We start from the raw sequence: 13,240 nt of genomic DNA on the forward strand, positions 1-13,240 counted from the left end.
TAACAAAAGGAGCCGTGAACTTTATGTATTTAAATAACTATGCAAAAGTGATTGTTAGTGTTGGAGTGACTGTTGAAAAGGGGGATTTAATTAAGATAAATTTTTCATCCGAACATTTACCTTTAGTCCGTGAAATCTCAAAGGAAGCCTACAAAAATGGAGCGCAATTTGTTTCGCTATGCCTTAGGGATTCAGAAGTGGAAAAAAGTCGTGTACGTTACCTAGAGGATGAATTTTTAGAGGTATACCCAGAATCCGTTATTAAAAATGAATGGATTTATGCAAAGTCCGGCTATTCAACAATTACCATAATTTCACCCTCATTTTCTGCTGAAGATTCTAATTGGGTCGAAAGAGCTTCGAAAATCAATAGAGCAAAATCAATTGCCATGAAACCCTGCCGAACTTTTGGAATGGAAAATCATAATAAATGGGTAGTTATTAATGCACCTACAATGGAATGGGCACTGCAAGTTTTTCCGAGTCATCAGGAAGATAAAGCTATTGAACTTTTATGGAAATATATACTTGATGCATCTAAAGCAAATGAATCTAACTCTATTTCAGCCTGGGAAAAACAAGATTGTCTGCTGAAGAACAAAGCTAAAAAGTTAAATAATTATCAATTTTCAGCACTACATTTTGTAAGTGAAAAAACAGATTTAACAGTTGGTTTAGTAAAAAATCATGTTTGGATAGGTGGATCAGAAACAACTAAAGACGGCAAAAAATTTATGTCTAATATTCCTGTAGAAGAGGTTTGGACAATGCCGAATAGATATTATGTGAATGGATATGTTACAACCACAAAGCCTATTATTTTAGCTGGGACAACCATTCGGAACGTAAAACTATTTATTAAAAATGGAAAAGTTATTAGAATGGAACCTAAACAACAAGTCCTATTTGATACTCTTCAAACAGATGAAGGGGCTAGAATGTTAGGGGAAGTTGCTCTTGTTTCAGCAAATTCAAGTATTGCTAAAATGGGGATAACATTTCAAAGTACTCTATTAGATGAAAATGCTGCTTGTCATATTGCACTTGGACAAGCATACATTGATAACTTATTGGATGGGTATTTAAAAAATGAAGAAGAACTAACAGAGTTAGGTATGAATAAATCAGCCATCCACGAAGATATAATGATTGGTGATAGCTCTATGAGTGTTTACGGAATATTAGAAAAGGGAGAAATTTTAATCATGGAAAATGGTGATTGGACTATCTAAGTATGGGCTCACCATTTTCAGAGTATATTTATATGTTGGTTTTGAAATAAACGGGGCAGCATTCCTGTAGTCAGTGAAATCTTGCTTATGGTAAATAAATGGCAGGATAGTTTGAGAAGCAAAACGAATAAAATACCTCAAAGGAATTAATCTGAGACATTGTTAATCTAGAAATTTAAACTTAATGATAAAATATTAAATAAATACCATTTTTATCAAGAATCCTCTATTTTAAATTCTTTATCTACATTAACTTTTAATACTTTATTATTGTCTAATTCTATCTCGAGTGGAAAAATAGCAGAATATTTTTCGGAAAAAAGCCATTTCCTACCTGGTTGCGCTAATATAACAAATATCCCTTTACTCTTTATACCCATAAAATTCAAATAATGATTACTAATGGTTTTTTTATCACGTTCGTAAATCTTGTTTTGAATCATTATATTACCTATGTTCACTGCATCTTCAACAATTAGGCCAATTTCAGAGATGTTTAGAATACTATCAGGAGTAAATGGGTGCTCACTTTCTTGATTAATCCCATATCTAGCAATAAACTCCACAATATTACCAGAAGGATCGTAGAAATAAAAAGCATGGGCAGGTAAATGTGAGAAATCGACTTCATCTTCTCCATTTTCTATTAATAAATTTACTCTTTCCTTAGTCCATTGTTTCGCTTCACTATATTTATTGGATGGAATATTAAATGCGAAATGATAAAAAGGATTGTTATTAGAATCCTGATTAGTAAACGTTAATTTGCTTGAGCCCACCCTTATTTGAAAACTATATTCGTCCTCATTAACTAATGTAAAACCAAGCGTTTTAGTATAAAAAATCCTTGTTTCTAATAATTTATTTGAAGATATTCTTAACGATTTAATTTCCATTATTTATTTCCTTTCTACCTATTATAAAACCAGGATAACATATTTTGGAATATTATAATAACTTAAGAACTCATGTTATTTCAAGAAGATTGCTTCAACTTTTTATGTAACAAGTAGGGAAGCATACCTTTAATAAATGAAAAACTAGGTTATAGAAGAAACGTGGCTGTTTAGCGAAAGGAAGATTCAAATGTCTGTAGAACTATAATTAATAAAGTAAAATGGAGAGGAGCAATAAGATGGAGATTTCACATATATATTGTAACCTTCCAACATTAGAAACTGACCGTCTTATACTTAGAAAAGTTACTTTAGAGGATGCTGAAGATATTTTTTATTATGGGAAAAGGGAAGAGGTAACTAAATATGTTACTTGGGGTACTCATAAGACTTTAGCTGATACAGAAGAATTTATTAACTTTATTCTAAACAAATATAATAATAATGAAGTTGCTCCTTGGGGAATCGAATGTAAGAAAAGTGGAAGATTAATTGGAACAATAGACTTTGTATGGTGGGAACCAAATAAGCAAATTGCTGAAATAGGCTATGCCATTTCTAAAGATTGTTGGGGAAAAGGATTAACAACCGAAGCAGCAATGGAAGTAATAAAGTTTGGTTTTGAAAAAATGAATCTAACCCGTATTCAAGCCAAATGTATGGTAGAGAATATAGGATCAGCTAGAGTATTGGAGAAAATAGGAATGTCTTTTGAAGGAATAATGAGAAAAGGGCTATTTGCAAAGGGAAAACATCAAGATATAAGGATGTATTCTATATTAAAAGAAGAGTATTTCTTTTAAGCTAGCTACAAAAAACTTTCATACTCTTTAAGGGCAGCATTCCTGTAATAAAAGAAAAAACAGATTATTGAAGAAGTGGGGCAGGTTAGCATAAGTGAAAAGATGACATAGAGAAAGATCTGTGTTTAATTACAGGTCTTAAAACTGCTATTTCATTTTTATTCCTTAGTTAGAACTTATACAGTTGCTTTACGCAGCTGTTTTTATGTTTACTATCTTTTAGAGACCTTTTATGGAACAAAAATGGAAGTTAGTTACATAGGGATTAATTCTAAATTGAAAGTAGAATTTATAATCATGTTTTTGGTGTTAAGGGAAGTTTAAGTTCGGATAAAAATATTGATAACTTAGAAAAATCATAAAAAGAAAAGCTATTTGTTAATTGTTATATATTGGGTATATAGGAATGTAATGAGGTGATTAATTGGATCAAAATCATGAAGAACAAATAATAAAAAGTTTTATAGTTAAAAGACTTCAAGATAGAGTTTTATTCGAACTTTCAAGTATCGAGATAAATTGCATAGTAGGTTAACCAACTATTTTGAAACAACAGTGGAGAAAAGGTATATTCGAAAGATTGACTTCATCTAAATTCCTGAAATAATACAGTTACTTAAAAGAGAAGGAGCACCAAGTATTTGTTACGTATTGTCATACGACCAAGAGTATGATGGAAAACACTATAAATTAAATGACGCATTAGAGGAACTAATATTTAATGGAATGCCTTATATTATTTCATGTATACCTGGTAAGTTAGCCTATTTTCAAGGAGAGCATGAACAAGGGGAACCGGTCCGATACCTATTCAAAAGGTGAATTAGTTAGGTATTAAGGATTAAAAAAGGAATTGGGGCACTGTTTTAATATAGGTGTCGCTTTTTTTATTGAACCAACTTCCTATTAAATGAACAAACAGAAGCTTATTGTAGAAACAGGGAGTTTTGTTGAAGAAGGAAAATCATTGTTTCTATAGAAATTATATTAACTACTATATTGTTAGGGGATTAAAAAAACCGCTTATGTCAGACGAAATGACGTATCTTTAAATTCTAATTCGAAAGCTAAAAAAAATTTTGAAAAACATTTTTTAGAAATTAAAGTTATGTGGTTAACTAGTGCGAATCTGAGGTTCAATAGTAATAGATGAAAATACAAAGGTGATATTGATAACCTGTTATCTATAGAGGTAGACCTAAAGAAGTGGCTATTTGCCTTATTTTAAGTAGAGAGAAAGCCCAATACTTAGTGTGCGTTATTTTAAAAAGAAAATGGAGTTGTAAGTATGAAGAAAAGTAAAAAAATTTTTTCAACAACCTTATTAGTCGTTTTTTTAGTAGGCATGTCAGCTTGTAGCAAATCATCTATTGATGATTCAAATAAAAATAAGTCTGAACCTAATAATACATCAAATAATACGGATACATTTAATGGTGCAACTACTGATGATAACAGTATTAACAACCTGGAGGAGGAAGAATATACTGGAACAAATAATAATTCAGACAATGAAACTTCAACAAATTCAATTAGTGATGTAAATGGGAATGAATTTAAGTCAGAAACAAGCACGCCTGATAAAATGGACAAAAAAAGGGAAGAGGTTTTAGATAATATTCAAACAGACCTTACTGCCTTTCCGGACAAGATAGAGGGTAGTAGAAAAGAGTTTTTAGAGAGATTAGATAACATCCAGAGAGAACTGGATTCCTTACCAGATAAGAAGTTTTCAGATACAGGTACAACTAATGCTATGAAGAACTATTATGGAATTTCTGACGAGAAGTATGACATTGCATTAAATAGAATATATGATTTACTAAAGCAAGAGTTAACTCCTGAGACAATGGAGAGTTTAAAAATGGAACAAATCAAATGGATAGAACGGAAAGAAGCAGAGGCAGAAAATGAGAGACAAAAGTATGCTGGAAAAACCCATGAATGGGTTGCTTATTATATATCCTCTTACGAATTAACCAAAGAACGATGTTATGAATTAGTTAACAGGTTTATGACAGATTAATAAAAGAGGTTGCAGCATATTATCCTTTTCAATCGTGTAGGATTCCTAAATATACAATAATTGAGAAAAAGAGAAGGTTTGGGAACTCTGATTAAGGAAGGAGTAATGTGCTTTTTTTGCAATATTACTAACAGGCATCATTCCTGTAATAAGTGAAGAGAACGTATCATATGCACAAATATGGAAGTTTAGTGGAAGAAGGATATGAAATATCTCCCGAAAAAATTGAGCATATTAATATTTTTTACTTGCATACTATTTATAGGTGATAATATGAAAAAATTAGTAGTTCTGTTCATTACTTTCTTTATATGTATGCACTTTAATAATTTGGTTTACTCAGCTACTGTAAATGAGACAGATTCAAAATTATGTGATGCTCTAGGGGTGGCATTAATCATAAGCTTAAGTGAACCAATAGATGTAGCAATTGCAAAAATATATCAAGGTGATAAGGAAGCGCCTGGAGGTCTGACCTGGGCTCCATATACTACGAAAATCTTGAAAATAAAACAAACTAACGGAATTGGTGGAGCTTATAAAGTAACTTTACAAGTATCTTCTTACTATGGTGCACATAATTTTTATGGTGAAGATGAAATAGTGGTCAGTGCAGAGGGAAAATTAATCTCATTTAAACATTTAAAAACATATCCAAAAGTAAAGTATTAAAATGATATAAGTATAAGGTGAACAGGATACAGCTGCCAAGAGCAGCTGTATTTCTTTTACAAACCGGGAGCATTCCCGTAATAAAAAGAAAACCTGGCTTACGGAAGAAACGTGCCACTTTACTTTAAGTGAAGAATTTCACAAAGAGTGTGTGGTTAAATAAGTATGGCATTAACTAGCTACATGTAGTTCAGTTTTTGGCGCAATGTGGACCTACATATAAGTACATTCCCATAAATTTTTCATATGATGATTTGTATAAATCTGATCTATGAAAGGAATGAAATATAATGTACTATAATCCTTGGTTGCACCAATACCCTTATCAACCTAATAATTATTGCGTTAATTTTCCAGTATATAATAATTATCTAAGACCGTCTAATTACTGGAATAGTTATGATGATGCAAGAAGCAAAGTAAAAGATCATGGAAAGACACCTTTTGTTTTAAATATCAATGAGGTTTCGAAGCAAAATAATACCTACCGTACTGCCTTATGGACAGGAAACCATTTGCAAGTGACTTTAATGAGTATTAATGTTGGGGAAGACATTGGGTTAGAAATTCACCCTCATGTTGACCAATTTCTAAGAATTGAACAAGGTCAAGGGGTCGTACAAATGGGCAAAAGAAAAGATAATTTAAACTTTGTTAAAAAGGTTTACGATGATTTTGCCATTATGATACCTGCTAATACCTGGCATAATGTAACCAATACAGGTAATACACCATTAAAACTCTATTCTATATATGCTACTCCAGAACATCCATTTGGCACGGTTCATTTAAACAAAGCACAAGCTTTAGCAGCGGAATAATTAAAATTTTGCTATTAGCATGTATCCTTTTTTATTAAAGTAAATCTCTAAAAGGATTCTATTATATATGGGTAGGGAACAATCTTAAAAAACTGCAGATCTGCAGTTTTTTCGTTTTTTCAGTATAAAAGATGATTGAAGTCAATATGTAAGTAATTTTATGGGAAATTGATGTGGAAGATGTCGTAAGCAAAATAAAATTAATTAATGGTAGATTTACTTATTATATGTATGTCTATATTCAATACAAGTTCTTGGTAACACGTATACCCATTTACATACAGACAACCTTCACTAAACAAGTAAATGCATATTATGTATGAAAAAAAGAGGAGTTATTAATATGCAACCTTCCGTAATTACTGGACTTGATAGTGTGATCTATCAGGGATATTCCCATGCTCATCATGGTCCATGGGGTCAACCATTTCATTGTTCAGGTCCTTCTTGCCATGTTCATTTTGGTCATAACATGTATAACATTCAACATCCACCACATTATCCGATGAATTACTATCAATATTTAGGACCAATAGTTCCAGCAGCACATAGACAAATGTATAATCCCTTTTATTAAATCACATCCTATAAATGGTGATTTTTTTTACAATGTATTGTTCTTAAGAATTAATAACATGGCACCCACAAGAAAACAAATATTAACTGATTAATCGGAATGAAATGGACCATAATAAATTTCTACTCTATATCGATGGGGGCGGAAATATAATCATTATAACAATCAATATAAAGATTGTTTTGTGCAAGTAGAACGGCATAAAAAACATCTGTTATGTATAGCCGACATTTCTTGAGTTCATCATCCAACCACTGTGTTGAAAGGTTATTTTGTTGCAAATTTTCTTCTATAACCTTTCCATCCATAATTAACTCTATAGGGAGTTTCCTTTCAGAATGTATGTATAAATGCATATCCTGCATGGTAACATTTCGATACTGCGGTTTTTTTAATACGGTTAAAGTGCCTTTTGTCTCAACTAATGCATATAATACTTTTGTATATTAAATACATCCTTTTCTCTTAGTTGTTGATTTAAATAGTCAAGTGTATAACGCATTTTTTTCATATTATCTTCTAATATCTTTCCATTTTGTATGACTACAGTAGGATCTCCTGATAAAAATTTTCTTAACTTACGATTTTTCATTGCTATCACTGCAGTTAATATAGCTGTAAAAATAAAAATGAAAAAGGCAAGGAGTAAGTGATGAATTTTTATATCTAAATTAAAAGCCAAGTTACCCGTAATTGCCCCAATAGAAATAGCAGAAATAAAATCAAAAATTCTCATTTGGGAAATGGTCTGCTTTCCTAATAAACGGGAGCCAATTAATAACATAATAAATGCTCCTATAGACCATAGTATAACCTCATAATGTTCAGCCATATGTTCCTCCATATATTTCATGCTTTCAATATTTTTTTCCAGATAATGAGTTATTATTCTTCCAGTGCATAATTCAGTAATTAGATAGGCTAAAGCTAAAAAAAGAGGGGAGATACATATGTTGTCTTGTCTATAGAATCTGTGAACCAAAAAGTAATAAAGTTTGCCTCCTGTAATTGAAATGTTGTTGTGTTAATTGATAATTAACCTGTTTTCAGGGGAAATTAAAACAGCAATTAATTGCATTGGAGGTTACAAAATGAGAATAAAAAAATATTCAAAATCAATGGCACTGTTAATTTTGGTAATTCCTTGGTTATCAGCACCTTTGCTAGGAAAAGAATCTATAAAGCGTTTTTTGCCCGCTGGAATATTTATATCCTTCGTAGTCCATATGTTCAATTTTATAGCTAAAAAGCGGAAATGGTGGCTATGGTACCAAGTATTTTCTCCAAAGTTAACTTGGGTATATCCTTTTACATGGGGACCATTCTTAATTGGTTCTTTGTGGATATTAAAGTATACATACGGGAAATTTTTTAGGTACTTAGTGTTAAATTTAATTGTAGATGGAGCATTCACTTATATATTTGTTTATTTTTTTAAAAAAACAAAGGTATTTTCGTTGATGAAATTCAAAAAAATTCAATTACTATGTATTTTTATGATTGATACCCTGTTATTGTATTTATTTCAATTTTTTCTGGAGAAGCAAAAAGGAAAATGATTTTAGAAGAGATGGTGTTACATTGGTGAGCTTTGAGAAGTTTTTTAAAATAATTTTTATTGGGACATGAGAAGAGTGAAACTACTAGGAAAGATGCACATTAAAGTGGATATTTAAGATTCAAACTTTATAAAAAGTATTTTTAAAAGATCTGTAGGATATTACAGTTCTTTTTTTGTAAAGCAGCTTCCATTGGTAGAAACGTGGAAGGATTATTTAATTTATGTATTCACAAAGCATTCATAGTCAATGTTCCGGTTTAGCACATTGACTAGTACCATTTTAATTATCAATAATACACCTAATGAGAGGACGGCATTTTATCTTTTAGCCATTTTATTGGATTGATATCATCCGGTATGACTTGATTGATAATATCACGATAATGTTTTTCTTTCTTTATTATAAAAGTTCGCTTTTTGTTTGGCTTCTTCCAATTGGGCTAGCGCAGCTTCTTTTTGATATAGAATAATTTCATAACGCTCATGAATGGTAGAAACACCTTCTAACCATAAATCTATAGTTTTTAATTTTTATCCACATACATCCCACATTTTTTTTGCTCCTCTAAGAAAATTCATATTTTCATCATTAAATATTCGGTTATTATTTTTATTTCGCTTTAAATTTGGAACTAATCCTTTATCTGTATAGCAGCGAAAAGTATGTTGCGTTAAACGAATGCTCAATATTTTTATCGGAATTATTTTATAACAATAACAATATAATAAAACACAACATTAATTTATTGTAAAACGATAAATAGTATGTTAAAGTGATTTTGTCATTAAATCAGCGAGGTGCTTTAAATGAATGTTAAATTAGGTTCAACTTTTTTCTTAAAGGTCATTGCTTTTCTTAGTGGAATTGCAGTGCTGGCGGTGTGTGTATATTGGTTGCCTGAAGCAGCCAGAAGAGATGCGATAGAGCGCCCAGGTGATTATTCGCTATATCCACTTTTGGCATGTGCATATGGAATATGTATAACGTTTTTTGTAGTTTTGTTTCAAGTATTTAAACTTTTAACCTATATCGAAATGAACCATACTTTCTCTGAGTTATCTCTTCAATCTTTGAAGCTAATCAATAAATGCGCTTTTACTGTCATTTTCCTCATTTTGTTAGCAATAGTTTATTTAAGGGTACTTGCTCAATTCACAGGTGATGACCCAGCAGGTCCAATATCACTTGGTCTAATGGGAATATTAGCAACAAGCGTAGTCGCAACTTTTGTGAACGTTCTTCAAAAACCTTTAAAATATGTCTTGGATGAGCAACAAAAAAATGATTAACATTTTAAAAAACAATGAAAGCCCGTTTTTATGAAGCGATTACCACATAGTTTTAAAAAATATCTGTACTATAGTAATACCAGTTCTGTATTTTTTGTATCAAAATATTACCTTATATGAAATCTCTCGTTCTAAACTATTGTATGGAGCGACTGTGCCTTTTTACTTTGCTCTTTATCAGGCTTTCAACCTTTTATATTACATTGATAAAAGCAAAGTGTTCTCGGAATTATCGGTCAAGGGTTTAAAACATTAGATTGGCAGCCAGGTGATAATTTGGAATACAAAAGAGATGCAGACACTAAAAACAACAAATTATTTAACTAACGGGTGTGAAAGTTCAGCAACTCGATCGTTACGTTTTAACTATTTATTATTATTAGTACACATTAAATTAAAAGTTCTAGGTTATGTCTTTTTGAGATGGGAAGAAGAGAAAATACGAACGGAATCTTGCTACTGAATTGGATGTATCTAACTACAAGGACTAATGATCATATTGGTGTGACCTAGAAAATATTGGAGTTTCTTTGCGATAGTTTACTATTTAAAGAGGGGATTAATGCTTAATAAGTGATATTAAGGGAATAGTAAACTTATAAAATATTAGAAGAGGTGATTATCTTGGGTGAAAGAATAAATTTAACAGCAGAACAAGAAGAACTTAAACAGCGTTTGCAAGAAAGCTTTAACCTAGTTAGAGAGGGGAACAGTGCAGGGGGGTATGGCGAAGCTTATAATGAAGAGTTTAACGAAATGACCGAACTTGCTTTTCAACTAGCTACATCGTTAAATACACTGCCAGTATTTTCTCAGGAAGTACTAAATGGAGCAGATGATTTAACACCAGCAGACAGAGCATTTTATAACCATCAGCATGTTGTTGAAGACTTATTAAACTATTTAGAGGATGAAGAAGCAAACAATCCACCTGCTGATGTTACTCTAAATAAAACTTTTGATTTCTGAGTCACACGAATAGATGGGGGCATGATGATGTATTCCGTCTTACACAGAAGGATGGGAAGTATCGGCAAATTTACATGGTGGACAAGCAGATATGAAAGCAGGGCCAAATTTTCACCAAGTGCTACAGCTTGACAGTGTAAGCTATCCTTCCGACTTAAGCGGATATATAGTATACATCTGATGAGCAAGTAGAGAGGGAATTCAGGAACTGCTGAATGCTATTACTAGATGGATTTCAGAAACAGAAAGAAGCAAGCCAGATACACTTTAATTAATCTAAGTAGAAAAATACCCACATATAATAAATGTACCCTATTGAGTAGACGCTTTGAAAAAAGGTCTATTCATAGGGTATTTTTTGGATGGATAATGGATTAAAATCATTTAATAGTGGGGGATTTATTATGTCTAAAAATATATTTACTGATAAGAAATCGCAGTACTATCAAGTAATCTATATGTAAAATCGGTTAGTCCAAAGGGGATTACTTATTCGGAGGAATTTAAACAAGAACATAATAAAGGAAGGAGACAGGATGTGACTTTAACGTTCTCAGAGTTTAATCATGTTCTTCTATTTCGAGAAAAGCATATACAAGAAACTGATGCTATTAAAGTGAAGCAATTTTTAAATTAAATTACATAATTAACTCAAGAGACAGTAGGGTTTTTTCAAAAGAGACCTAATATAGACACTATAAATAGACACTATATTTTGCTATTTGTGCTGTGTTGAATAATATATCCTAAATACAGAGGTAGCATTATTTAAACAATGGTTTCTGAAATTCCAGTTGCTATGCAGAGCAGCTTGCTCCATATGTATAAAGGTTCCAGCCGTAAGTTTAAAAGCAATGTAAATAAAGTGTAAATCACCATCCACTTGTTAATGATTTATCATCGTTAGCTGTTTATTTTTTTCAGACTCCACCTTTGTAACACTACCGCGTTCACTTTCTTTCATACTATAAGAAAAGTATGAATTTACAAAGGAGGAAAGAAATAGTTGAGTGACCGTGCTACTTTTTTTAAGTCTGCAAAAGGACCAAAGGGAAAATTTCTTACAGGTAATTTGGATGCATTCCGTTCCGATCCACCAGTATTTCTTCAACAAATGGCGGAGGAATATGGCGATGTTACAAGGTTCCGTTTAGGTCCATTGAAAAAAGTTTATTTAGTTTCTAATCCAGATATGATTAAGCAAATTCTTGTAACAAAACAGCAACATTTTGTGAAATCTGATGATTTTAAGGTATTAAAGCCTATTTTCGGTGAGGGGCTTCTGACTAGTGACAAAGAATTTCATATGAAGCAAAGAAGACTTATTCAACCAGCCTTCAAAAAAACACATATCATTGATTATGCTCAGGATATGATCAATATAACTAAAGAATATTTGTCAACTTGGAAGGATGATGAGGAACGAATCATTACCCAGGATATGATGAATATCACCCTCGGCATCATTTGTAAAACGATGTTCAGTATGGATTTTAAAGAAGGGTATCAGGTTGTTGGAAAACCACTTGAAACTGCTTTGAAATTAACCGTTAAAAGGATGAGAAGTGTCATTAAGCTGCCATTATGGATTCCGACGCGTACTAATCGAGAGACTAGGAAGGCGATTAAGGAGCTTGATCGTGTTATCTTAGAAATAATCCAAAAAAGAAGAAATGATCCAGTAAAGTATGACGATATGCTTGGCATATTAATGGATGCAAGGGATGATGAAAATCACATTGGTATGTCAGACAAGCAGTTGCGTGATGAAGTGATGACTATTTTTATCGCTGGACATGAAACGACAGCTAACGCCTTATCATGGACGTGGTATTTACTTTCCCAAAACCCCGGGGTGGAGGCAAAGCTGTACGAAGAAATCAATACCGTTATAGGAGATAAAGAGCCAACTCCAGCTGATTTCATGAAATTAACTTTTACGCAAAATCTTATTCGGGAATCCATGCGCATGTTTCCTCCTTCCTTTGTCACTAGCAGGAAAGTGGATAAAAATGTTGAAGTAAATGGATATCACTTCAAAAAAGGTGACATGATTCTTGTCAGCCAATATGTGATGCATAGAAAAGCCGAGTATTTTAAGAGTCCAGAATCCTTTATTCCGGAACGCTTTGAAAATAATTTTATTAAAACCATTCCACAATATGCTTATTTCCCGTTTGGAGGAGGACCAAGGGTATGCATCGGAAACCACTTCGCGTTAATGGAGGCAGTTCTAGTATTAGTGTCAGTGGCACAGCGCTTCAAACTTAACCTAGCTCCAAACCATCATGAAATTAAGACATTTCCGTCAATTACACTGAGACCGAGGCGCGGTTTACGGATGATACTGCAAAAAAGAAAGACAACAGACCAATAACCACTGTTAAAGAGCT

The 13,240-nt window shown here is 32.1% G+C and carries 13 protein-coding genes and 1 pseudogene; 11 read left to right on the top strand and 3 right to left on the bottom strand.

Translation table 11 applies throughout. The features are described 5' to 3' along the window. Positions 1-23: 23 nt before the first annotated feature. Complete coding sequence (locus EM808_RS20705) at positions 24-1,232, top strand: aminopeptidase (protein WP_127740351.1); 1,209 nt, start codon at positions 24-26, stop codon at positions 1,230-1,232. 215 nt (positions 1,233-1,447) lie between these two features. On the opposite strand, the gene EM808_RS20710 is transcribed toward EM808_RS20705, so the two are convergent. Beyond that, the gene (locus tag EM808_RS20710; RefSeq protein ID WP_127740353.1) at positions 1,448-2,128 is read right to left on the bottom strand and encodes a hypothetical protein; all 681 of its coding nucleotides are present in this window, start codon (positions 2,126-2,128) and stop codon (positions 1,448-1,450) included. A gap of 239 nt (positions 2,129-2,367) precedes the next feature. On the opposite strand from EM808_RS20710, the gene EM808_RS20715 reads away from it, so the two are divergent. From EM808_RS20715 to EM808_RS20735, 5 genes are all read left to right on the top strand, one after another. Continuing rightward, positions 2,368-2,931, top strand: a complete 564-nt coding sequence (locus EM808_RS20715) for a GNAT family N-acetyltransferase (protein ID WP_127740355.1) — start codon at positions 2,368-2,370, stop codon at positions 2,929-2,931. Positions 2,932-4,219: 1,288 nt separating this feature from the next. Continuing rightward, positions 4,220-4,957 (top strand): lysozyme inhibitor LprI family protein, encoded by a 738-nt coding sequence (locus EM808_RS20720; protein WP_205685886.1) that lies wholly within the window; start codon positions 4,220-4,222, stop codon positions 4,955-4,957. A gap of 273 nt (positions 4,958-5,230) precedes the next feature. Further along, positions 5,231-5,629, top strand: a complete 399-nt coding sequence (locus tag EM808_RS20725) for a DUF3888 domain-containing protein (RefSeq protein WP_127740357.1) — start codon at positions 5,231-5,233, stop codon at positions 5,627-5,629. 290 nt (positions 5,630-5,919) lie between these two features. After that, a complete protein-coding gene (locus tag EM808_RS20730) occupies positions 5,920-6,450 on the top strand; it encodes a cupin domain-containing protein (RefSeq protein WP_127740359.1) in 531 nt (176 codons plus the stop codon). Between the two features lie 343 nt (positions 6,451-6,793). Next, positions 6,794-7,027, top strand: a complete 234-nt coding sequence (locus EM808_RS20735) for a hypothetical protein (protein WP_127740361.1) — start codon at positions 6,794-6,796, stop codon at positions 7,025-7,027. Between the two features lie 122 nt (positions 7,028-7,149). On the opposite strand, the pseudogene EM808_RS20740 reads toward EM808_RS20735, so the two are convergent. Further along, positions 7,150-7,859 (bottom strand): annotated as a pseudogene (locus tag EM808_RS20740) (DUF421 domain-containing protein). Positions 7,860-8,118: 259 nt separating this feature from the next. On the opposite strand from EM808_RS20740, the gene EM808_RS20745 reads away from it, so the two are divergent. Next, complete coding sequence (locus EM808_RS20745; protein WP_127740363.1) at positions 8,119-8,586, top strand: hypothetical protein; 468 nt, start codon at positions 8,119-8,121, stop codon at positions 8,584-8,586. Positions 8,587-9,119: 533 nt separating this feature from the next. Here EM808_RS20745 and EM808_RS29215 read toward each other — a convergent pair. Next, the gene (locus EM808_RS29215; RefSeq protein ID WP_235856672.1) at positions 9,120-9,275 is read right to left on the bottom strand and encodes a MerR family transcriptional regulator; all 156 of its coding nucleotides are present in this window, start codon (positions 9,273-9,275) and stop codon (positions 9,120-9,122) included. A gap of 120 nt (positions 9,276-9,395) precedes the next feature. Between EM808_RS29215 and EM808_RS20755 the strand changes: the two genes are divergently transcribed. From EM808_RS20755 to EM808_RS20770, 4 genes are all read left to right on the top strand, one after another. Then, positions 9,396-9,878, top strand: a complete 483-nt coding sequence (locus EM808_RS20755) for a DUF2975 domain-containing protein (RefSeq protein ID WP_127740365.1) — start codon at positions 9,396-9,398, stop codon at positions 9,876-9,878. A gap of 154 nt (positions 9,879-10,032) precedes the next feature. Further along, positions 10,033-10,134: a DUF2975 domain-containing protein gene (locus tag EM808_RS29220; RefSeq protein WP_412758974.1), complete on the top strand. Its 102-nt coding sequence runs from the start codon at positions 10,033-10,035 to the stop codon at positions 10,132-10,134. Between the two features lie 368 nt (positions 10,135-10,502). Then, positions 10,503-10,847, top strand: coding sequence for a hypothetical protein (locus EM808_RS20765; protein ID WP_127740367.1), 345 nt, complete (start codon positions 10,503-10,505; stop codon positions 10,845-10,847). 1,006 nt (positions 10,848-11,853) lie between these two features. Then, entirely contained in the window at positions 11,854-13,224 is a 1,371-nt protein-coding gene (locus EM808_RS20770) for a cytochrome P450 (RefSeq protein ID WP_127740369.1), read from the top strand. Positions 13,225-13,240 lie beyond the last annotated feature (16 nt).

It is taken from the genome of Niallia taxi (genome assembly GCF_004005475.1).
Taxonomy (GTDB): domain Bacteria; phylum Bacillota; class Bacilli; order Bacillales; family Cytobacillaceae; genus Niallia; species Niallia taxi.

Coding starts and splice junctions, on each gene's coding strand:
- EM808_RS20725 (WP_127740357.1), top strand. CDS start 5,231: ATGAAAAAATTAGTAGTTCTGTTCATTACTTTCTTTATATGTATGCAC.
- EM808_RS20745 (WP_127740363.1), top strand. CDS start 8,119: ATGAGAATAAAAAAATATTCAAAATCAATGGCACTGTTAATTTTGGTA.
- EM808_RS20735 (WP_127740361.1), top strand. CDS start 6,794: ATGCAACCTTCCGTAATTACTGGACTTGATAGTGTGATCTATCAGGGA.
- EM808_RS20710 (WP_127740353.1), bottom strand. CDS start 2,128: ATGGAAATTAAATCGTTAAGAATATCTTCAAATAAATTATTAGAAACA.
- EM808_RS20720 (WP_205685886.1), top strand. CDS start 4,220: ATGAAGAAAAGTAAAAAAATTTTTTCAACAACCTTATTAGTCGTTTTT.
- EM808_RS20715 (WP_127740355.1), top strand. CDS start 2,368: ATGGAGATTTCACATATATATTGTAACCTTCCAACATTAGAAACTGAC.
- EM808_RS20705 (WP_127740351.1), top strand. CDS start 24: ATGTATTTAAATAACTATGCAAAAGTGATTGTTAGTGTTGGAGTGACT.
- EM808_RS20730 (WP_127740359.1), top strand. CDS start 5,920: ATGTACTATAATCCTTGGTTGCACCAATACCCTTATCAACCTAATAAT.
- EM808_RS20755 (WP_127740365.1), top strand. CDS start 9,396: ATGAATGTTAAATTAGGTTCAACTTTTTTCTTAAAGGTCATTGCTTTT.